This window comes from Amycolatopsis melonis, from assembly GCF_040064235.1.
GTDB lineage: Bacteria > Actinomycetota > Actinomycetes > Mycobacteriales > Pseudonocardiaceae > Amycolatopsis > Amycolatopsis melonis.
Genome location: NZ_JBDZYD010000019.1, coordinates 138,642 through 161,942 on the forward strand (window position 1 = coordinate 138,642; position 23,301 = coordinate 161,942).

The 23,301-nt window shown below is 74.9% G+C and carries 2 protein-coding genes and 1 pseudogene; all 3 read right to left on the reverse strand.

What is annotated here, in order from left to right; genetic code table 11:
• Positions 1-9: 9 nt before the first annotated feature.
• A pseudogene (locus ABJI51_RS40190) lies at positions 10-7,308 on the reverse strand (type I polyketide synthase); the annotation flags it as partial.
• On the reverse strand, positions 7,305-10,445 hold the full coding sequence (locus ABJI51_RS40195) for a type I polyketide synthase (RefSeq protein ID WP_348956421.1): 3,141 nt from the start codon (positions 10,443-10,445) through the stop codon (positions 7,305-7,307). The pseudogene ABJI51_RS40190 and the gene ABJI51_RS40195, both read right to left, overlap by 4 nt.
• Complete coding sequence (locus ABJI51_RS40200) at positions 10,438-23,175, reverse strand: SDR family NAD(P)-dependent oxidoreductase (RefSeq protein WP_348956422.1); 12,738 nt, start codon at positions 23,173-23,175, stop codon at positions 10,438-10,440. Before ABJI51_RS40200 ends, ABJI51_RS40195 begins: the two co-directional genes overlap by 8 nt.
• Positions 23,176-23,301: the final 126 nt, after the last annotated feature.

Consider the following 23,301-nt stretch of genomic DNA (forward strand, 5'->3'; position numbering starts at 1 on the left):
TTCGCGGTCCTCGCGCCACTGGGCGAGCAGGACTTCGAGGCGGGCCACCACGCGGGCGCGGTCCTCCGGGCCGGCGGCGGCCAGCCCGGTTTCGAGCCGGTCCAGCTCGCCGTCGAACCGGTCGGCCGCGGGCTCGACCCGGGTGCGCAGGTGCGCGGCCAGTGCTTCGGCCGTCGGGTGGTCGAAGACCAGCGTGCTCGGCAGGCTGAGCCCGGTCGCCCGGGACAGGCCGTTGCGCAGCTCGACCGAGGCCAGCGAGTCGAGGCCGAGGTCGCGCAGCGGCTGGCGGACATCGATCGCCTCCGGCGCGGAATGTCCGAGCACCACGGCGATTTCACCGCGGACGATGTCGAGCAGCAGCCGGTCCAGTTCGGACCCTTCGGCGCTGCGCAGGATCTCCGCGGCCGCGCTCTCCGGCACGACCTCGGCCGCGAGGACGTCGCGGACCTCCGGCAGCTCGCCGAGCAGCGGGCTCGGGCGCTGGGCGGTGAACGCCGGTACGAACCGCGTCCAGTCGACGTCCGCGACGACGACCGCGGGCTCGTCCCGTTCCACCGCCGCGACCAGCTCGGCGACCGCCTTTTCCGGTGGCAGCCCGGGAACTCCGCGCCGCGCCATCTGGATTCCGGCCTCGCCCTCGGCCATGCCCGGACCGGCCCACGGCCCCCACGCGATCGACGTCGCGGTCAGGCCACGCGCCCGGCGCGACGCGGCAACGGCGTCGAGCGCCGCGTTGGCCGCGGAGTATGCGCCCTGGCCGCCGCTGCCCCAGGTGGCGGCGATCGAGGAGAAGAGCACGAACGCGTCGAGCGGAGTGTCGCCGAGCAGGGCGTCGAGGTTCGCCGCGCCGAGCACCTTGGCCGACCGGACCCGGGCGAACTCCGCCGGATCGGTGTCCTTCAGGTAGTCCGGGTCGGCCGCGCCGGCGGCGTGGACGACGGCGGTGGGCGGGAACTCGGCGAGCAGCGCGGCCAGGGCGTCCCGGTCGGCGACGTCGCACGCGCGGACGGTGACCTGCGCGCCGAGGGCGGTGAGGTCGTCGACGAGCCCGGGCGCGGCCTGGCCGCGACGGCTGGTCAGCACCAGGTGGTCGGCACCGTCGGCGGCCAGGCGCCGGGCGACGTGACCGCCGAGCGCGCCGGTGCCGCCGGTGATCAGGACCGTGCCGCGCGGCCGCCAGTCGCGGACTTTCTGGCCGGCCGCCCGCACGAGACGTCGCGCGTACACCCCGGACGGCCGGATCGCGAGCTGGTCCTCGGCGCCGCCGAACACCAGGTCGGCGCCGTCGCCGAGGTCGACGCACCCGCCCCAGCGGCGCGGGTGCTCCAGGCCCACCACGCGGCCGAGGCCCCAGATCTCGGCCGCGGCGGGGTCGACCGGCTCACCCGGCTGGACCTGGACGGCGTTGCGCGTGACGCACCACAGCGGCGCCTCGCGGCTCGCGTCGCCGAGGGCCTGGACCAGCACGAGAACCTGCTGGACGTCGGTGAGCAGCGACAGCACGCCGTCCGTCTCCGGCAGCAGCGCGGCGAGGCCGTCCCGGCCGATCCCGGCGGGCACTTCCAGCACCGTGACGTCTTCGGGGAGGCGGGCGTCGCTGCCTTCGGGGACGACCGCCAGCCACCGGCCTTCCGGGGTGGCCGGGCGGTCGACCGGCTGCCAGGTGACGTGGTAACGCCAGTCCGTGGTTCCGCCGTCGGCATCGCCGCGCCAGCGGGCCAGCGCGGGCAGCACGGCGTCCACAGTGGACTTGTCGACCCCGAGAGTATCGGCGAGGCCGGTGCCGTCGCCGTCGCGGACGGCGGCCCAGAACCGGTCGCCGGCCGGGTCGGCCGCGGGCGGGGTGCCCGGGGCGAGCCAGTAGCGCTCGCGCTCGAACGGATACGTCGGGAGTTCGACCGGCGTCGACGCGGTGCCGAGCAGCTTGCTCCACTGTGGACCGTTGCCGCGGACGTGCAGGCGGGCCAGCGCGGTGAGCAGCGTCTCCGGTTCGGGCCGGTCCGCGCGCAGTACCGGGACCGCACCGTCGACCAGTGCCGACAACACGGCGTCCGGGCCGATCTCGACGAACGTCGTGACGCCCTGGGCACGCAGGGTTTCGATGCCGTCCGCGAACCGGACGGTGCCGGTGACCTGCCCGGCCCAGTAATCCGCCGTCTCCGGGTTCGCGCCGCCGGTGGGCACGAACGGCAGCGTCGGCTGCCGAAAGGACACGGTTTCCAGTGCCGCGCGAAAGTCCGGCAGCATCGGGGTCATCAGCGGCGAGTGGAACGCGTGACTGGTGTTCAGGCGCTTGGTCTTGGCGAACTTCGCCGCGTACCCGGAGACGGCGGTCTCGTCTCCGGACAGCACCACCGCGTCGGCGGCGTTCACCGCGGCCAGTGCGACGCCGTCCGGCAGCGGCAGAGCGTCCTCTTCGGACGCCTGGATGGCGATCATCACGCCGCCCTCCGGGAGCGCCTGCATCAGCCGTCCGCGGGTGGTGACCAGCGTGCGGGCGTCGTCGAGGGACAGGATCCCGGCGACGTGGGCCGCGGCGATCTCGCCGACGGAGTGCCCGAGGACGGCGTCCGGGCGGATGCCCCAGCTGTCGAGGAGCCGCACCAGCGCGACCTCGATCGCGAAGATGGCCTGCTGGGCGAACTCGGTGCCGTCCAGCTCGGGACGTCCCGCGAAGACGATCTCCCGGACCTGCGGGTCGGGACACGCGGCGTCGAAGGCCGCCGCGAAGACGGGGAACGCGTCGTACAGCTCGCGGCCCATCCCGGCCCGCTGGGAACCCTGGCCGGTGAACAGGAACGCCGTCTTGCCGGGCTGCGTGACCCCGGTGATGGCGCCGCGGCCGTCGCGGATCGCGGTGAGCGCGGCGACGCGCTCCTCGGGCGTGGCCGCGAGGACGACGGCCCGGTGGTCGAAGGCCGCGCGCCCGGATGCGAGGACGCGCGCGGCTTCCAGTGGATCGGCCTCGACGTCCAGCAGCTGCCCGGCTTGGGCCCGAAGCGCGCTCTCGGTCTTGCCCGAGAGCACCCACGGCACCGGACCGGCGAAGTCGGCGGCAGGCGCGGAACCCTCCGGCGGCGCCTCCAGGATCACGTGCGCGTTGGTGCCGGAGACCCCGAACGAGGAGACCCCGGCCCGGCGCGGACGTCCCGTCTCCGGCCACGGCTGGGCCTCGGCCAGGAGCGACACCGCACCGGTCGTCCAGTCCACTTTGGAGGTGGGCGTTTCCAGGTGGAGGGTCTTCGGCAGCACGCCGTGGCGCATGGCCTCGATCATCTTGATGATGCCGCCGACGCCGGACGCCGCCTGCGCGTGCCCGATGTTGGACTTCAGCGAGCCCAGCCACAGCGGTACCGAACGGTCCTGGCCGTAGGTGGCCAGGACGGCCTGCGCCTCGATCGGGTCGCCCAGGACCGTTCCGGTGCCGTGCGCCTCGACGGCGTCGACGTCCGAAGTGGACAATCCGGCGTTGGCGAGTGCCTGGCGGATCACCCGCTGCTGGGACGGGCCGTTGGGTGCGGTGAGGCCGTTGGACGCGCCGTCGGAGTTCACGGCCGACCCGGCGAGCACCGCCAGCACCGGGTGCCCGTGGCGGCGTGCGTCCGAAAGACGTTCCAGCAGCAGCATTCCCGCGCCTTCGGCCCAGGCCGTGCCGTCGGCGGAGTCCGCAAAGGACTTGATCCGGCCGTCCGGGGCGAGGCCGCGCTGGCGGCTGAACTCGACGAACGCGCCCGGGCTCGACATCACCGTGACCCCGCCGGCAAGAGCCAGGCCGCATTCGCCCGCCCGCAGGGACTGCGCGGCCAGGTGCAGCGCGACCAGCGACGACGAACACGCCGTGTCGACGGTCAGCGTCGGTCCTTCGAAGCCGAACGTGTAGGCGATGCGGCCGGACAGGACGCTGGCCGCGGTGCCGGTGCCGAGGTTGCCGCCGACGTGCTCGGGCGCCTCGTGCAGCGGCGGGCCGTAGTCCTGCGAGGCGGTGCCGGCGAAGACGCCGACGGCGTGCCCGCGGACCGCGCGCGGGTCGATGCCCGCGTGCTCGAACGTCTCCCAGGCGACCTCCAGCAGCAGCCGCTGCTGCGGGTCCATCGCCAGCGCCTCGCGCGGGCTGACGCCGAAGAACGCGGCGTCGAACCCGGCGGCGTCGGCCAGGAACCCGCCGTGCGCAACGTAAGTCCGGCCGGGACGGCCGGGTTCCGGGTCGTGGATACCGTCGAGGTCCCAGCCGCGGTCGGCGGGGAACGCGCTGATCGCGTCGGTGCCGGACAGCACGAGGTCCCACAGCTGGGCCGGGGACGCGACACCGCCCGGGTAGCGGCAGCCCATGCCGACGACGACGATCGGGTCGTCGGAGCCGGCGTGCGCGATCGGGGTCTCCGAGGCGCCCTCGCCGGCCAGCCACGCGGCCAGCGCGGCGGGCGTCGGGTGGTCGAAGACGAGGGTCGCGGGCAGCGTGAGCCCGGTCGCCGCGCCCAGCCGGGAGCTGAGTTCGACCGCGGTCAGCGAGTCGAAGCCCAGGTCGGCGAACGCGCGGTCGGCGTCGAGGGCCTCGGCGTGGCCCAGCACCGCCGCGGCCTGGGCGCGGACCAGGTCGGTCAGGCTGACGCCGTCCTGCACCGCGGGCGTGGCCACGCGCTTCGGGGTCCCGAGCCAGTAGTGCTCGTGCTGGAAGGCATACGTCGGCAGGTCGGTGTGCCGGGCGCCGGTCCCGGCGAAGAACGCGGGCCAGTCGACCGGGACGCCGTGGGTGTGCAGGGTGGCGGCCGCGGTCAGCAGCGTGGTGGCCTCGTCGCGGTCCGGGCGCAGCGCGACCGCGGTCACGGCTTCGGTGAGGCCGCGCGCGATGGCGGTGAGGACGCCGTCGGGGCCGAGTTCCAGGTAGGCCGTGACCTCCTGCCCGGCCAGTGCCGCGACGGCGTCGGCGAACCGGACCGGCTCCCGGACCTGCGCGGTCCAGTGGTCCACTGTGGACACGTCGGCGAGCTGGCCGGTGCGGGTGGACACCAGCGGGACGGACGGCGGGCGGAAGTCCAGGCTCCGCAAGGTATCCGCCAGCGGGGCGAGGACCGGGTCCATGGCGGCGGAGTGGAACGCGTGGCTGGTGGTCAGGCGGCGGGTCCGGCGGCCCTGCGCGGCCCAGTGGGCCACGGCAGCCGCGACGGCGTCCCCGGGACCGGAGACGACGACCGCGGACGGTCCGTTGACGGCGGCGATGTCGACGCCCGGCGTCCCGGCGACCTCGGCTTCGCTCGCCTCGATCGCGGCCATGGCCCCGCCCGCGGGCACGGCGGCCATGAGGCGGCCGCGCGCGGCGACCAGCGTCGCGGCGTCGGCGAGGCTGAGCACCCCGGCGACGTGGGCGGCGGTGATCTCGCCGAGCGAGTGCCCGGCGACGACGTCCGGCCGGATGCCCCACGACTCGACGAGCCGGGCCAGCGCGACCTCGACGGCGAACAGCCCGGCCTGGGCGTAGTCGGTCCGGTCGAGCAGGGTGTCGACCTCGGCGAAGACGACGTCCTTGAGCGGCGGCGCGCCCTCCCAGCGGGCGTCGATCTCCGCACAGACGGCGTCGAACGCAGCGGCGAAGACGGGGAAGGCGGCGTGGAGGTCGCGGCCCATGCCCGGCCGCTGCGCACCCTGGCCGGTGAAGAAGAAGGCGAGCTTGGTCTCGGCGCGAGCCTTGCCCTGGACGAGCCCGGCGGCGGGGAGGTCCCCGGCGAGCGCGGACAGCCCGGCGTCGAGGTCGCCGACGACCACGGCCCGATGCTCCAGGTGGGCCCTTGTGGTGGCGAGCGAATAGGCGACGTCGACGCTCGGCTCGGTGCCCGCCAGCTTGGCGGCCTGTCCCCGGAGGGCTTCGGGCGACTTGGCGCTCAGCAGCCAGGGACCCGATGTCGCCTTGGCTGCGCTCGGGGCCACATTGGGGTGCTCTGGCGACTCCTCGACGATCACGTGCGCGTTCGTGCCGGAGACCCCGAAGGAGGAGACTCCGGCGCGGCGGAGACGGTCGCCCGCGGGCCAGGGCTGGGGAGATGTCAGGAGGGAGACCGCGCCCGCGGACCAGTCGACGTGCGGGGACCGCTCGTCCGCGTGCAGGGTGCGCGGCAGGACGCCGGCGCGCAGGGCCATGACCGTCTTGATGATTCCGCCGATGCCCGCCGCGGCCTGGGCGTGGCCGATGTTGGACTTCAGCGAGCCCAGCCACAGCGGCACCGGACGGTCCTGGCCATAGGTGGCCAGGACCGCCTGCGCCTCGATCGGGTCGCCGAGCACCGTGCCGGTGCCGTGCGCCTCGACGGCGTCCACATCGGACGGCAGGAGCCGGGCATCCGCCAGTGCCGCGCGGATCACCCGCTGCTGGGCGGGACCGCTGGGCGCGGTGAGGCCGTTGGACGCGCCGTCGGAGTTGACCGCCGATCCGGCCAGTACCGCCAGCACGCGGTGGCCCTGCGCCTGCGCGTCCGACAGCCGTTCCAGCACCAGGACGCCGACGCCCTCGGCCCAGCCGGTGCCGTCCGCGCCGGCGCCGAAGGACTTGCAGCGGCCGTCCGGGGCGAGGCCGCGCTGGCGGCTGAACTCGACGAACCCGCCGGGCGTGCTCATCACCGACACCCCGGCGGCCAGCGCCAGGCTGCTCTCCCCCGCACGCAGCGACCGCATCGCCAGGTGCACCGCGACCAGCGACGCCGAACACGCCGTGTCGACGGTGATCGCCGGACCCTCCAGGCCGAACGCGTAGGCGATTCGTCCGGAAAGGACACTCGCGGCCAGCCCGGTCAGCAGGTGCCCCTCGACGTCGGCGGGTGCCTCGTGCAGCCGGGGCCCGTAGTCCTGGCCGTTGGTGCCCGCGAAGACGCCGGTCCGGCTGCCGCGCACGGAGTCCGGCGCGATCCCGGCCCGTTCGAACGCCTCCCAGGCGGCTTCGAGCAGCAGCCGCTGCTGCGGGTCCATGGCCGTGGCTTCGCGCGGGCTGAGGTCGAACAGCGCGGCGTCGAACCCGGCGACGTCGTCGAGGAAACCGCCGTGGCGGACGTAGCTGGTGCCGGACGCCGACTCCGTGCCGAAGAGTTTCGCCAGGTCCCAGCCGCGGTCGGAGGGGAACTCCGTGACGGCGTCGCGGCCTTCGTCGACGAGTGCCCACAGGTCTTCCGGGCTCCGGACGCCGCCGGGGAACCGGCAGCTCATCCCGACGACGGCGATCGGCTCGTGCGCGCGGTCCTCCAGCTCGCGGACGCGGCCGCGGGCCTCGCGCAGGTCGCCGGTGGCGCGCTTGAGGTAGTCGAGGAGCTTCTGTTCGTTCGTCACTTGGCGGCACCCAGTTCCGTGTCGAGCAGCGCGAACATCTCGTCCGCGGTGGCGGCGTCCAGGTCCGCGGTGCCCGGGCCCGCCGCGACCAGCGTCCGGAGCCGGGTCAGGACGTGGTCGCGCGCGGCGCCGTCGAGGTCGCGCAGGCCGGATTCGAGCGCGTCGAGGTGGCGGTCCAGGCCGCCGTCCGGCTCGCCCGCGAGCGAAATCCGCAGGTGGTCGGCCAGCGCGGCGGCGGTCGGGTGGTCGAACACGACCGTCACCGGCAGGTCCAGCCCGGTCGCCGCGGCGAGCCGGTTGCGCAGCTGGACGCCCGCCGCGGAGTCGAAGCCCAGTTCGCGGAACGAACCCGACGGCTCGACGTCGTCGGCGGAGGCGTGCCCGAGCACGGCCGCCGCTGCGGACCGGACCAGCTTCACCAGGTCCCGCCGGTCCGGCACGTTCCCCTGGAAGTGCAGGGTCTCCGCGGCACTTTCACGTGAAAGTGGCGGGGTGGCGGTGAGCCAGTAGTCGCGGTGGTCGAACGCGTAGGTGGGCAGGTCGATCCGGCGGCCGGGCGGCAGGGCCCAGTCGACGTCGACGCCGCGGACGGCCAGTTCGGCCAGCGACAGCCGGACGCGGCCGAGGCCGCCGTCGCCGCGGCGAAGCGCGCCGGCGACGACCGCGTCCGGCGCCGTCTGCTGCATGCCCAGCGTCAGCACCGGGTGCGGGCTCAGCTCGGCGAACGCGGTCCGGCCCTGATCCAGCAGCGTGCGCAGGGCCGGGTCGAACAGGACCGGCTCGCGCAGGTTGGTGAACCAGTACCGCGCGTCGAGCCCGGTGGTGTCGAACACCGACGCGGTGACCGTGGAGACGAACGGGATCTCGGCCGCGCGCGGCCGGATCGGGGCGAGGTCGGCCAGCAGCCGCTCACGTAGCGAGTCGACCTGCGCGGAGTGCGACGCGTAGTCCACCGGGATCCGCTTGGCGTGCTCACCGCAGCGCTCGACCAGCGCGGTCAGCGCGTCCGGCTCGCCGGACACGACGACGGACGCGGCGCCGTTGACGGCGGCGATCGAAAGCCCCGGCGTCAGCAGCTTTTCGACTTCGTCCACCGGCAGGCGCACCGAGACCATGCCGCCCTGCCCGGACAGCGAAGCCAGCGCCCGGCTGCGTAGCGCGACCACCCGTGCACCATCCGAAAGGGACAGTGCACCCGCGACACACGCGGCGGCGATCTCGCCCTGGCTGTGGCCGAGCACGGCCGCGGGCCGGACGCCGTGGGCCTGCCACAGCGCCGCCAGTGACACCATCACGGCCCACAGCGCGGGCTGGACGACGTCGACGCGGTCGAGTTCGTCACCGCGGCGCAGGACCCGGATCAGGTCGAAGTCGGTGAACGGCACCAGCGCCGCCGCGCACTCGGTCAGCCGGGCGGCGAACGCCGGGGACGTGTCGAGCAGCTCGCGGCCCATCCCCGCCCACTGCGAACCCTGACCCGGGAAGACGAACACCGCGTCCGGACCCGCGTCGGCGAGCCCGGTGACCACAGTGGACGCGTCCTCGCCCGCCGCGAGGGCGGCCAGACCCCGGCGCCGTTCCTCCGGGGACGAGCCGAGCACGACGGCCCGGCGCTCGAACCGGCTGCGCGAAGCCAGCAGCGAGTGGGCGACGTCGACCGCAGGAGAGTCCACATGTGACAGCAGGCGCGCCGCCTGCCCACGCAGGGCGGCAGCGCTGCGGGCGGAGAGAACCCACGGCGCGTCCGGAACGTCCGGAGCGGCTTCGGCGGGTTCGGCTGGGGGTGCCTCTTCGAGGATGACGTGCGCGTTGGTGCCGCTGACGCCGAACGACGAGATCCCGGCCCGGCGCGGCCGCTCACCGGCGGGCCACGGCCGCGGCTCGGTCAGCAGGGACACCGCCCCGGCGGTCCAGTCCACGTGCGGCGACGGCTCGTCGGCGTGCAACGTCTTCGGCAGCAGGCCGTGCCGCAGCGCCAGGATCATCTTCAGCACCCCGGCGACCCCGGCCGCGGCCTGGGTGTGGCCGAGGTTCGACTTGACCGAACCCAGCCACAGCGGCGCCGGGCGGTCCTGCCCGTAGGCCGCCAGCACCGCCTGCGCCTCGATCGGGTCGCCCAGGGCGGTGCCGGTGCCGTGCGCTTCGACGACGTCCACATCGGACGGAGACAGCCGCGCGTCGGCGAGGGCCTGGGCGATGACCCGCTGCTGCGCGGGCCCGTTCGGCGCGGTGAGGCCGTTGGACGCGCCGTCGGAGTTCACCGCCGAGCCGCGGACCACGGCCAGCACCGGGTGCCCGTTCCGGCGGGCGTCGGAAAGCCGTTCCAACAGCAGGACCCCGGCGCCCTCGGCGAACCCGGTGCCGTCGGCCCCGGCGCCGAAGGCCTTGCAGCGGCCGTCGGCGGAAAGCCCGCGCTGGCGCGAGAATTCGACGAACACCGACGGCGTCGCGAGGACCGTCGAACCTCCGGCAAGGGCGAGGGTGCACTCGCCGCGGCGCAGTGCCTGGACCGCCAGGTGCACCGCGACCAGCGACGACGAGCACGCGGTGTCCAGGGTCAGCGCCGGGCCTTCGAAGCCGAAGGTGTAGGCGATCCGGCCCGAGGCCAGCGAGCCGGAGGTGCCCATCAGGACGCGGCCGGCGAGATCGGCGTCGGCCGCGCCGGTGCCGTAGTCGGAGTACATGGTGCCGGCGAACACGCCGGTCCGGCTGCCGCGCAGCGACTGCGGGTCGATGCCGGCACGCTCGATGGCCTCCCAGGCGACCTCCAGCAGCAGCCGGTGCTGCGGGTCGGTGACCTCGGCCGCGGCCGGGGAGATGCCGAAGAACCCGGCGTCGAACGCCCCCGGCGCGTCGAGGAACCCGCCGTGGCGGGTGCTGGAGTGACCCGGCTCGTCGGGCCGGTGCAGGCTGTCGACGTCCCAGCCGCGGCCGTCGGGGAACTCGGTGATCGCGTCGGTGCCCTCGGCCAGGAGGCGCCACAGGTCCTCGGGCGTCGAGACGCCGCCGGGGTAGCGGCAGCCGGTGCCGACCACGGCGATCGGCTCTTCCGCGGCCCGCAGCTGTTCGCGGGCCTGGTGCAGTTCGAGGGTGACCCAGCGGAGGTTCTCCAGCACGCGGTCGTCGTGCTCAGCCATGGTTGCCCAGCTCCTTGGAGATGAAGTCGAGTAGTTCGTCGGCCGAAGCGGTCAGCAGGCGCTGCGCCGGGTCGTCGGGCACCGGCTCGGGGCGCCGCAGCCGCGCGCCGAGGGCGTCGAGCCGTGCGAGGACCGTGGCCAGCACGGACTCGTCGGCGTCGTCGAGGGCACTTTCGAGCCGGTCCACCTGGTCGAGCACCGCCGGGCGGGCCGGTTCGGCGGCCAGCTCGCGTTCGAGCAGCGCGGCCACCGCGGACGGCGTCGGGTGGTCGAACACGAGCGTCGCGGGCAGCCGCACGCCGGTCGCGGCGGTCAGCCGGTTGCGCAGCTCGACCGCGGTGAGCGAGTCGAAGCCGAGCCCGGCGAACGGCTGGGCCGGGTCGATCGCGCCGGTCCCCTGGTGCCCGAGCACCGCGGCGACCTCGCCGCGGACCAGCTCAGCCAGTACCTTCGGCAGGTCGGCGGCCGGGACGTCGGCCAGCCTGACCTGGGCCTTCGGCGGGGTTGCCGGGGCGCGGACCAGGCCGCGCAGCAGCGGCGGGATCTCGCGCAGCCGCGCCGCCGACGTCTCCAGCCGGACCGGGTACAGCACCGCGTCCCCGGCCGCCCAGGCCGCGTCGAACAGGTCGAGGCCCTGGCGGCTGGACAGCGGCAACACGCCGGTGCGGCTCAGCCTGCCGAGGTCGGTGCGGTCGAGGCCGCCGGTCATCGTGCTCGCCTCGGCCCACAGGCCCCAGCCGAGCGACAGCGCGGGCAGCCCGCGGGACCGGCGGTGGCGGGCGAGGGCGTCGAGGAAGGCGTTCGCGGCGGCGTAGTTGGCCTGGCCCGCCGTGCCGAGGGTGCCCGCGACCGACGAGAACAGGACGAAACTGCGCAGCGGCAGGGTTTCGGTCAGCTCGTGCAGGTGGCGGGCGGCGTCGACCTTGGGCCGCAGCACGGTGTCCAGCTGCTCGGGCGTCAGCGCGGTGACCGTCGCGTCGGCGAGGACACCGGCCGCGTGGACGACGGACGTCAGCGGGTGCTCGGCCGGGATCGCCGCGAGGACCTCGGCGAGCCGGTCGCGATCGGCGGCGTCGGCGGCGACGACCTCGGCGGCCGAGCCCAGCTCTTCCAGTTCGGCGACCAGTTCCGCCGCGCCCTCGGCGGCCGCGCCGCGACGGCTGAGCAGCAGCAGGTGACGGGCGCCGTGGGCGAGCACGAGATGCCGGGCGACGAGACGGCCGAGGGTGCCGAGCGCGCCGGTGACGAGCACCGTGCCGTCGACGTCGAGCAGCGGTTCCGTGGCGGCGCGGACCTCGGCACGGGCCAGCACCGGGACGTACGCGACGCCTTCCCGCACGGCGAGCTGGCTTTCCCCGGTGGCGAGCGCGGCGGGCAGGACTTCTTGCGACCGCGGGTCGTCGTCGACGTCGGCCAGGACGATCCGGCCCGGGTGTTCCGCCTGCGCCGAGCGCAGCAGGCCCTGCACCGCGGCCGCCGTCAGGTTGCCCTCGGTCGCTCCGCGGGTCAGCACGACGAGCCGGTCGTCGCCGGGCCGGTCCAGCCACTCGCGCACGACTTCCAGCTGCCGGACCAGGACTTCCCGGACGTCCTCCCCCGCCTCGACCGGTCGTGAGTGGTAATTCGAGTCAGAACCCGAAAGGTCGACCGGCTGCCAGGCGAGCCGGTACAGCGAGTCGGAACCGGCGGCGAGCTGCGCGGGCGAGAACGGGCGCAGGGTCAGGGCTTCCGCGGTGAGCACCGGGCGGCCGTCCTCGTCGTCGACCGTGAGCGACACCGCGTCCGGGCCCGCCGGGGAGAGCCGGGCGCGCAGGGCACCGGCGCCGGACGCGTGGACGGTGACGCCGGACCAGGCGAAAGGCAGGCGCGGGACGTCGTCGGCGAAGAACCCGCCGAGCCGGACCGCCTGCGCGGCGGCGTCGAGCAGGGCCGGGTGCACCACGAACGTGCCCGGCTCGCCCGGCCGGACCTCGACGTGCACGTCGTCGCCGGACCGCCAGGCGCGGGACAGGCCCTGGAAGGCGGGGCCGTAGTCGAAGCCGTCTTCGGCCGCGGCGACGTAGAACTTCTCGACGTCGATCTCGGTCCCAGACGGCGGCCACGCCAGCGGCGGACGGCCCTCGGCGGCCGGGGCGAGCGTCCCGGACGCGTGGCGCGTCCACGGCGCGTCGCCGTCCTCGGCGCGGGCGAAGATCCGCAGGGTGTTGCCGGTGACGGTGACCTGCAGGAGCACGGCGCCGTGGCTCGGCAGCACGAGCGGCGCTTCGACGGTCAGGTCCGCGACCGCGGCGCCGGTTTCGCGGGCCGCGTGCAGGGCGAGGTCGAGGAACGCGGTGCCGGGCAGCAGCGGCGTGCCGAGCACGGCGTGGTCGGCCAGCCACGGCAGGGTCCGCAGCGAGACGCGGCCGGTGAACAGCCGGACGTCGGAGTCGGCGAGCCGGGCCGCCGCGGCCAGCAGCGGATGCCCGGCCGGGTCGAGACCGAGGCCTTCGGCACCGGGCGCCGTCTCGGCGGCGTCGAGCCAGAAACGCTCCCGCTGGAACGGGTAGTTCGGCAGGGTGACGTGCGGGCCGTCCGGCAGCGCCCAGTCGACCGGCACGCCGTGGACGTGCGCCTCGCCGAGCGCGGCGAGCACGCGATCGGGACCACCGTCGTGGCGCCTGAGCGTGCCGAGCGCGGTGGCCGTCTCGGTGAGGGCGCCGACGAGGACCGGGTGCGGGCTGCACTCGACGAAGACGTCGTCCGCGAGCTTTTCGACGGTCTGCTCGAACTCGACCGGCCGGCGGAGGTTGCGGTACCAGTACGCGGCGTCCAGCTCGGCGGTGTCGAGGCGGTCGCCGGTCACGGTCGAGAAGAACGGGATCTCGCCGGAGCGCGGCCGGACCGGCGCCAGGACGCGGGCCAGCTCGTCCTCGAGGAGTTCGACGTGGGCGGAGTGCGAGGCGTAGTCGACCGCGATCCGCTTGGCCTGGACGTCCGAGGCCAGCAGTTCGTCCAGCGCCCCGGCGTCGCCGGAGACCACGGTCGAGGTGGCGCCGTTGACGACGGCGACGGTCAGGCCGTCCCAGCGCGCGATCAGCTCCCGGACGCGTTCCACCGGCGCGGCCACGGACACCATGCCCCCGCGTCCGGACAGGGCGAGCAACGCCTTGCTGCGCAGGGCGACGACGCGAGCACCGTCCTCAAGAGACAGTCCACCCGCGACGACGGCGGCGGCGATCTCACCCTGGGAGTGCCCGACGACCGCGGCGGGCTCGACTCCGTGCGAGCGCCAGACGGCGGCGAGCGACACCATCATCGCCCACAGCGCGGGCTGGACGACGTCGACGCGCTTGAGGGCTTCGGCGTCGTCGAGGACTTCCAGGAGATCCCAGTCCACAAAGGACCTCAGGGCGGTCGCGCACTCGGCCATCCGCTCGGCGAAGACGGGGGACGCGGTGAGAAGTTCGCGGCCCATCCCGGCCCACTGCGCGCCCTGGCCGGGGAAGACGAACACGACCTTCCGGCCCGGCCGCGCGACTCCGGCGCCGGTGCCGCGCTCGGCCAGCTCGGTGAGCCCGGCCTTCAGGTCACCGGTCACGACGGCCCGGTGCTCGAACCGCGCCCGCTTGACCAGCGCCCGGGCTACCCCGACCTGGTCGGTGTCCACGTACGCGAGCAGCTGCCGGGCCTGCTCACGCAGGGCGGATTCGGTGCGGGCCGAGAGCACCCACGGCACCGGCTTTGCGGCAACGGGAGCAGGCTTCGGTTCCGGAACACCTTCGAGAATCACGTGGGCGTTGGTCCCGCTGATCCCGAACGACGAGATTGCCGCACGACGCGGGCGCGTCACCTCGGGCCAGTCCTCGTTCTCCGTCAGGAGGGAGACGGCGCCCGCCGTCCAGTCGACGTGCGGGGACGGCTCGTCGATGTGCAGCGTGCGCGGCAGCACGCCGTGCTGCATGGCCTGGACCATCTTGACCACCGCGCCGACGCCGGCCGCCGCCTGGGTGTGGCCGATGTTGGACTTCAGCGAGCCCAGCCGCAGCGGCACCTCGCGGTCCTGGCCGTAGGTTTCCAGGACCGCCTGAGCCTCGATCGGGTCGCCGAGCGGGGTGCCCGTGCCGTGCGCCTCGACGACGTCGACGTCCGAAGTGGACAGCCCGGCCGCGGCCAGTGCCGCGCGGATCACGCGTTGCTGCGACGGCCCGTTGGGTGCGGTCAGGCCGTTGGACGCGCCGTCGGAGTTGATCGCCGAGCCGCGCAGCACCGCCAGTACCGGGTGGCCGTGGCGGCGCGCGTCGGACAGGCGCTCCAGCAGGAGCATCCCGGCGCCCTCGGCCCACGCCGTGCCGTCGGCGGCGGCCGCGAACGGCTTGCACCGGCCGTCCGGGGCGAGGGCGCGCTGGCGGCTGAACTCCACGAACGAACCCGGCGTGGCCATCACCGCGACCCCGCCCGCCAGCGCCAGTCCGCACTCCCCCTGCCGCAGCGCCTGCGCGGCGAGGTGCAGAGCGACCAGCGACGACGAACACGCCGTGTCCACCGTGACGGCGGGTCCCTCGAAGCCGAACGTGTAGGCGACGCGGCCGGAGACGACGCTGCCCGAACCGCCGGTGAACGAGTAGCCCTCGGCCTCCTCGGGCAGCGGCGCCAGGCGCGCGGTGTAGTCGTGGTACATCGCGCCCGCGAACACACCGGTGCGGCTGCCGCGCAGCGCCAGCGGGTCGATCCCCGCGTTTTCCAAGGCCTCCCAAGAGGTTTCCAGCAGCAGGCGCTGCTGCGGGTCCATCGCGGTCGCCTCGCGCGGGCTGATGCCGAAGAACTCCGCGTCGAACCGGCCCGCGTCGTGCAGGAACCCGCCACGCGTGGTGTACGTCCGGCCGGGCCGGTCGGGATCGGCGTCGTACAGCGCCTCGACGTCCCAGCCGCGGTCGCCGGGGAACTCGCTGATCGCGTCGCGGCCCTCGACGACCAGCCGCCACAGCTCGCCGGGCGTGGTGACCCCGCCGGGGAACCGGCAGGCCATGCCGACGATCGCGATCGGGTCACCCGCCACCGCGGCAGGCGTGGCCGTCGCCGCGGTTTCGGTGGTCCCAGCCAGTTCCGCGTGCAGCCGGTCGATCACCGCGGCCGGGCTCGGGTGGTCGAACAGCAGCGTGGCCGGCAGCCGCAGGCCGGTCGCGGCGGCGAGCCGGTTGCGCAGCTCGACCGAGGTCAGCGAGTCGAAGCCGATCTCCTTGAACGCCCGGCCGGGCTCCACCGCGGCCGGGTTGCCCAGCCCGAGCACCGCCGCGACCTCGGCGCGGACCAGGTCGGCGAGCCCGTCGAGCGTCACCGACCGGGCCGTCGTGGCGCGCCCGGCACGCAGGCGCACGACACCGCGCAGCAGCGACGGCACCACGCCCGCGGCACGCAGCCCGGCCTCGTCGACCCGCAGGGGCACCAGCACGGCGTCTCCGCCGCCACGGCTGACGTCGAACAGGTCCAGAGCGTCCGAGGTGGACAGGGTGCCGACGCCGGTGCGGGACATCCGGGTCCGGTCCGCCGCGGCGAGCCCGCCGCCCATGCCGTCGGCGGTCTCCCACAGGCCCCAGGCCAGCGCCGTCGCCGGCAGCCCGGCGGCACGGCGGTGCGCGGCCAGCGCGTCGAGGAAGGTGTTGGCGGCCGCGTAGTTCGCCTGGCCCGCCGTGCCGAGCAGCCCGGAGACCGAGGAGAACAGCACGAATTCCGTCAGGTCCCCGGTCAGCTCGTGCAGGTTCCAGGCGGCGTCGACCTTCGCACGCAGGACGTCGTCGAGCTGCCGCGCGGTGAGTGTCTCGATCGGACCGTCGGCGAGGACACCGGCGGCGTGCACGACGGCGGTCACCGGGTGCTCGGCCAGCAGCGCAGCGAGGGCGTCGCGGTCGGCGACGTCGCAGGCGGCGAGGGTGACGCGCGTGCCGAGGCGTTCCAGCTCCGCGGCCAGGTCTTCGGCGCCCGGCGCGGCGGGGCCGCGGCGGCTGACCAGCAGCAGGTGCGAGGTCCCCTGGTCGGCGAGCCGCCGGGCCAGCGCGCGGCCGAGGCCGCCGGTCGCGCCGGTGACCAAGACGGTGCCGTCCGTGGCGGGAGCCGCGTCGGGCACGGTGGCCCGGGCGAGCCGCGGGACGAACACCACGCCGTCCCGGTACGCCAGTTCCGGCTCGCCGGTGGCGGCCGCGACGGCGATCTCGTCCGGCGTCAGGTCGGTGCCGGTGTCGAGGAGCACGAACCGGCCGGGGTGCTCGGTCTGCGCCGAGCGGACCAGGCCGCGCACTCCGGCGTGGGCGAGGTCGCCGGTCAGGAAGACGAGCCGGGCGCCGTCGAACCGGGCGTCGCCGAGCCAGGCCCGGATCAGGGCGAGCGCGTGGTTCGTGGCGGTGCGGACCTGCTCGGGCACCGCGCCTGTGCCGGTCGCGGGCCGCACCGCCACGAAGTCGGGGATCTCGCTGAGGGCATCGAGATCGGTGACGATGGTGCACCGGGACGTCGTCGCGGGCGCGGGCACCGGCGTCCAGGTGACGCGGTAGAGGTCGTCGCGGGCGACGGTCGCCGTCAGCTGGCCGGTGGCGACCGGACGCAGTGCCAGCGCACCGATCGAGGCAACCGGGGCACCATTTGCGTCCACAATGGACATACCGGTGTCCGGGGTGTACCGCACGCGGATCGCGCTCGCCCCGGTGGCGTGCAGGCGGACGTCGTGCCAGGAGAACGGGATCCGGCCCGGCTCCACATCGGACGGATCGCCGAACGCGACCACGTGCAGGGCACCGTCGAGCAGCGCCGGGTGCAGGCCGTAGCCCGCGGCTTCGGCCACGCGATGCCCGGGCAGCGCGACCTCGGCGAACAGCTCGTCGCCGTGCCGCCAGACCGCACGCAGCGTCCGGAACTCCGGGCCGTAGCCGAACCCGGCGCCGGCAATGCGTTCGTACCGGCCGTCGAGGTCGACGCGCTCGGCACCCTCGGGCGGCCAGACCGGTTCCGGCGCGGGCGTGACCCCGCCCGCGGAGACGAATCCGGCGGCGTTGCGGGTCCAGCCGTCGGTCATCGACGGCTGGTCGGGCCGCGACGAGACGGCGACCGCGCGGCGGCCGTCCGCGTCGGGCGCGCCGAGGGACACCTGGAGCTGGACGCGGCCGCCGGCGGGCAGCACGAGCGGCGTCTCCTGGACCAGCTCGTCGAGCCGGTCGCAGCCCGCCTGCCCGGCCGCGAGCAGCGCCAGTTCCACGAAAGCGCTGCCGGGCAGCAGGTTCCTGCCGAGCACGACGTGCTCGGCCAGCCACGGCTGGGTGCGCGTCGACAGGACGCCGGTGAACAGGACGCCGTCGGTGCCCGCGACCTCGGCGCCGCCGCCGAGCAGCGGATGCCCGGTCGGGGTCAGCCCCGCGGCCGCGGCGTCCGCGGCCAGGGAGCGCGGCGGCAGCCAGAACCGCTGCCGCTCGAACGGATAGGTCGGCAGATCCGCGGTTTCCGTGCTCGGGACGGCGGGACCGAGCAGGGCCAGCGTCGCGGAGACGGCCTGGACGTCGTCGCGGTCCGCGCGCAGCGTCGGGAAGAACTCGCCGCCGGGCAGGCAGTCGCGGGCCATGGCGGTCAGGACGCCGTCGGGGCCGAGTTCGGCGAAGGTCGTGACCCCGGCGTCGGCCAGCCGGGCGACGGTCGCGGCGAAGCGGACGGTGTCGCGGACGTGCCGGACCCAGAACTCCGCGGTGCCGGGGTCGCCGTCGACGGCGAGCGGGATGCGCGCCGGGTGGTAGGTGACGGACCCGGCGACCGCGCGGAAGGCGTCGAGCATGCCGTCCATGGCCGGGGAGTGGAAGGCGTGGCTGACGTTGAGCCGCCGCGTCCGCCTGCCCTTTCCGGCGAAGTGCGTTTCGATGGCTTCGACCGCGGCTTCGGCACCGGCGACGACCACGGCCGTGGGACCGTTGACGGCGGCGAGCGCGACCTCGGGGGTCAGCGGGACCTCGTCCTCGGCGGCTTCGACAGCGAGCATCGCGCCACCGCCGGGGAGGGCGTCCATGAGTGCGCCCCGGGCAGCGACGAGCCGGGCGGCGTCGGCGAGGTCCAGGATCCCGGCGATGTGCGCGGCGGCGAGCTCGCCGATGGAGTGCCCGGCGACGAAGTCGGGCACGACGCCGTGGTGTTCGAAAAGGCGGAACAGCGCGACTTCGACGGCGAAGAGCGCGGGCTGGGTGTAGGCGGTGCGGTCGAGAAGCGTGGTGTCGTCGGCGAAGACGACCGTCTTCAGTGGACGGTCGAGGTACGGGCCGAAGGCGGCGAAGACGTCGTCGAGGGCTTCGGCGAAGACGGGGTCGGCCTCGTAGAGCGGCTGGGCCATGCGGGCGCGCTGGGAACCCTGGCCGGTGCAGAGGAAGGCGAGCTTGCCCGCCGGGACCCGGTGGATGCCGGTGCCGTGGTCGGCCAGCGCGGCGAGAGCGTCTCCGCCGTCGACCGCGGCGCGGTACTCGAACCGGGTCCGCGCGGCGAGCGTCGCGGCCACGGCTCCGCTCGGGAGGTCATGCGCGGCGAGGTGATCCCGCAGGTCGCGGGCCTGACGGCGGAGGGCCTCGGGAGTCTTGGCGCTCAGCAGCCAGGGACCCGAGCGCCCCAATGTGGCCTTGGGTGCGTTGGGGCGCTCTGGCGACTCCAAGATCACGTGGGCGTTCGTGCCGCTGATGCCGAACGACGAGACTGCGCCGCGGCGGGGGCGGTCGGCGGGCCAGGCGACCGGCTCGGTGAGGAGGCGGACGTCGCCGGAGGACCAGTCCACGTGCGGGGTCGGGTGGTCCGCGTGCAGCGTCTTCGGGAGCCGCTCGTGCTGCAGGGCCAGCACCAGCTTGAGCACGCCGCCGATCCCGGCCGCGGCCTGCGCGTGGCCGATGTTCGACTTCAGCGAGCCCAGCCAGAGCGGCACGTCCCGGTCCTGGCCGTAGGTCGCCAGGATCGCCTGCGCCTCGATCGGGTCGCCGAGGACCGTGCCGGTGCCGTGGGCTTCCACGACGTCGACGTCCGAAGTGGACAAACCGGCGTCGGCCAGTGCCGCGCGGATGACGCGACGCTGGGCCGGGCCGCTCGGAGCCGTCAGGCCGTTGGACGCGCCGTCGGAGTTGACCGCCGTGCCGCGGACCAGCGCCAGCACCGGGTGCCCGTGGCGGCGCGCGTCCGACAGCCGCTCCAGCAGGACGACGCCGGCGCCTTCGGCCCAGCCCGTGCCGGACGCCTCGGCCGAGAACGCGCGGCAGCGGCCGTCAGCCGACAGGCCGCCCTGCTTGGCGAACTCCACGAACATGCCCGGGGCGGACATCACCGTGACGCCGCCGGCCAGTGCCAGGCTGCACTCGCCCGCGCGCAGCGAGCGCACCGCCAGGTGCAGTGCCACCAGCGACGACGAACACGCGGTGTCCACTGTGATCGCCGGGCCCTCCAGCCCGAAGACGTGCGCGACGCGGCCGGAGATCAGGCTCGGCGTCGTGCCGGTGAGCAGGTGCCCGTCCTCGGCTTCGTGCAGCCGCGGGCCGTACTCGTGGGACGTCGCGCCGAGGAAGACGCCGTCGCGGTGGCCGCGGACCGTCTCCGGCCGGATGCCCACCCGCTCGTAGGCCTCCCACGCCGCCTGCAGCACCAGCCGCTGCTGCGGATCCATGGCCAGCGCCTCGCGCGGGCTGATGCCGAAGAACGCGGGGTCGAACTCGGCCGCGCCGTCGAGGAAACCGCCGTCGCGGACGGCGTCGCTGTCCCAGCCGCGGTCCGCGGGCGGCGCCGACACCGCGTCGCGGCCCTCGTCGACCAGCCGCCAGAGGTCCTCGGGCGTGCGGACGTCGCCGGGAAACCGGCAGGCCATGGCCACGATGGCGATCGGCTCGTCGGCAGCGGCGGACACCGTGTCGTCCGCGGCTTCGGCGGACCCCGCCAGGTGCGCGGCGACCGCCTCCGGCGTCGGGAACTCGAACAGCAGCGTCGAGGGCAGCGCGCGGCCGGTCGCCTCCGCGAGCCGGTCACGCAGCTCCAGTCCGGTCAGCGAGTCGACGCCGAGGTCGCGGAACGTCCTGGCCGGGTCCACATCGGACGGCGTGGCGTACTCGAGGACGGCCGCGACTTCCGCACGCACCAGGTCGAGTGGAACGAGCGGGTCCCCAGCTCCACGGGCGGGGACCCGCTCGGCAACCGGACCGGCGGTCAGGATGTCCCGCCGGTCCGGCAGCTGGGACGGCAGCCAGTAGCTGTCGCGCTGGAAGGGATAAGTAGGCAGTTCAACGCGGTTTCCGTGCCAGGGCTCAAAGATCGCCGCCCAGCCGACGTCGCGGCCGGTGACGTGCAGTGCCGCCAGGGCACGCAGCAGCGCGGCGGTTTCGGAACGGGCACCTCGCTGGGCCGGGACGACCTCGGCGCCGGGAACGGTGGCGCGGACCTGCTCGGTGAGCACGCCGGCCGGGCCGATCTCGACGAAGACCGTCACGCCCGCGGCTTCGAGCGTCCGGACACCGTCGGCGAAGCGCACGGCCTCGCGGGCGTGCCGCACCCAGTATCCGGCGGTGCCCAGCTCGGCCGTCGCGATCCGTCCGGTCACATTGGACACCACCGGGATGACGGCGTCCGCATAGGACACTCCGGCCGCGACCCTGCCGAACTCGGCGAGCATCGGCTCGATCCGCGCCGAGTGGAAGGCGTGGCTGACGGTGAGCCGCTTGGTCCGGTGCCCGCGCGCCGCCAGCGTGTCCGCCGCGGCCAGCACGGCGTCCTCGTCCCCGGAAAGCACGACCGCGGCGGGCCCGTTCACCGCCGCGAGCGAGACACGCTCGCCCAGCAGCGGCCGGACGTCCGCTTCCGCGGCCTCGACCGCGACCATCGCGCCACCGGTGGGCAGCGCCTGCATCAGCGCGCCGCGGGCGGCGACCAGCCGGGCCGCGTCGGCGAGCGAGAACACCCCGGCGACGTGCGCGGCGGCCAGCTCGCCGACCGAATGCCCGGCGACGAAATCCGGCCGCACCCCGGCCGCTTCGAACAGCCGGAACAGCGCCACCTCGAAGGCGAACAGCCCGGCCTGGGTGTACTCGGTCCGGTCGATCGCGTCCTCGCCGACAACTTCGGCGAGCGGCCGGTCGAGCAGGCCGTCGAAGGCGGCGCACGCGGTCTCGAAGGCCTGGGCGAACGCGGGGAAGGCTTCGGCCAGCTCCCGGCCCATCCCGGCGCGCTGGCTGCCCTGGCCGCTGAAGAGGAAGGCGAGCGCACCGCGTTCGGCCACCCGGCCCCGGACGATCTCGTGCGCGCTGCCGCCCGCGGTCAGGGTGTCCAGCCCGCGCAGCAGCGCCGCCCGGTCGCGGCCGACGACGACGGCGCGGTGCTCGTGGTGCTTCCGCGTGGTGGCCAGGGACAGCCCGGCGTCCACCACGTCTACTTCAGACAGTCTATTGTGGAGCTGTTCGGCCTGGTCGCGCAGGGCGTCCGCGGTCCTGGCCGAGAGCAGCCACGGCAGGGCGTGCGGCACGTCGGTGGTGACCCGCGTGCGTTCCGGGGCTTCCTGCACGACGAGGTGGCAGTTGGTGCCGCCCATGCCGAACGACGACACCCCGGCGACCAGCGGACGGCCGGTGCCGGGCCAGTCCGACAGCGTCGTCTGCACCCGCAACCCAAGCTCCTCCAGCGGAATCGCGGGGTTGGGCGTCTCGAAGCCGAGACTCGGCGGCAGCTTCCGGTGCCGCAGCGCGAGCACCACCTTGACCAGCCCGGTGATCCCGGCAGCGGCCTCGGTGTGGCCGACGTTCGCCTTCGCCGAGCCGACGGCCAGTGGCGCATCGGGACGGCCGAGGACCCGGCCCAGCGCGGCGGCCTCGACGGGGTCGCCCGCCTTGGTGCCGGTGCCGTGCAGCTCGACGTACTGGACGTCCCGCGGGTCGAGCTTTTCGTAGGCCAGCCGGAGGACTTCGGCCTGCCCGTCGGCGTCCGGCGCGGTGAGGCCGGTGCCGCCGCCGTCGTTGCCGACAGCGCCGCCGAGGATCACCGCGTGCACGAGATCGCCGTCGGCGAGGGCCTGGTCCAGGGGCTTGAGGACGACGGCCGCGCCCCCCTCGCCCCGCACGAAACCGTTGGCGCGCGCGTCGAAGACGTGGGCGGAGCCGTCGGGGGAAAGGCCGCCGAAGCGTTCGGCGAGCACGGCGTTCTCGGGCAGGAGGTTGAGGTGCACACCGCCGGCGATGGCGACCGTGCATTCGCCGCGCCGCAGGCTTTCCACGGCCTGGTACACGGCGACCAGCGACGACGACTGTCCCGAGTCGACGGTGAAGCTGGGACCACGCAGGCCGAGCGCGTAGGAGACACGGTTGGCGATCAGGCCGCGGCGGACCCCGGCCATCGAGTGCCGGGTGACGGCGTCCGCGCCGGCGCGGTCGAGCAGCGTGGCGTAGTCGTCGGAGGCGGCGCCGAGGAAGACACCGGTCCGCGGCCCCGGTTCGAGACCGGCGTTTTCCACGGCCTCCCAGGCCAGTTCGAGCATCAGCCGCTGCTGCGGGTCGATCGCGGCGGCCTCGCGCGGCGAGATCCCGAAGAAGGCGGGGTCGAAGTCCGCAACGCGATCGAGGTACGCCGCCGGCGGCGCGCCGGGGAAGGTGACGCGGCCGGCGGGCGGCGCCCCGATCGCGCTGCGGCCGTCGCGCAGCAGGGCCCAGAACCCGTCCGGGTCCCCGGCCGAGGGCAGCCGGCAGGACAGGCCGACGATCGCGATCCCGTCCGGCATGGGCCCTCCTTCTCGGTTTTCCTGCGGTACAAGGGCAAAGTTAGAAGGGACGGCTTCCGCTTCGCTTCCGCCGCCGCCCGCGGCCCTGAAAGTCACCGGCCGCAACGGAAGTGAGGCGTTCCGTAG

Coding starts and splice junctions, on each gene's coding strand:
- ABJI51_RS40195 (WP_348956421.1), bottom strand. CDS start 10,445: ATGGCTGAGCACGACGACCGCGTGCTGGAGAACCTCCGCTGGGTCACC.
- ABJI51_RS40200 (WP_348956422.1), bottom strand. CDS start 23,175: ATGCCGGACGGGATCGCGATCGTCGGCCTGTCCTGCCGGCTGCCCTCG.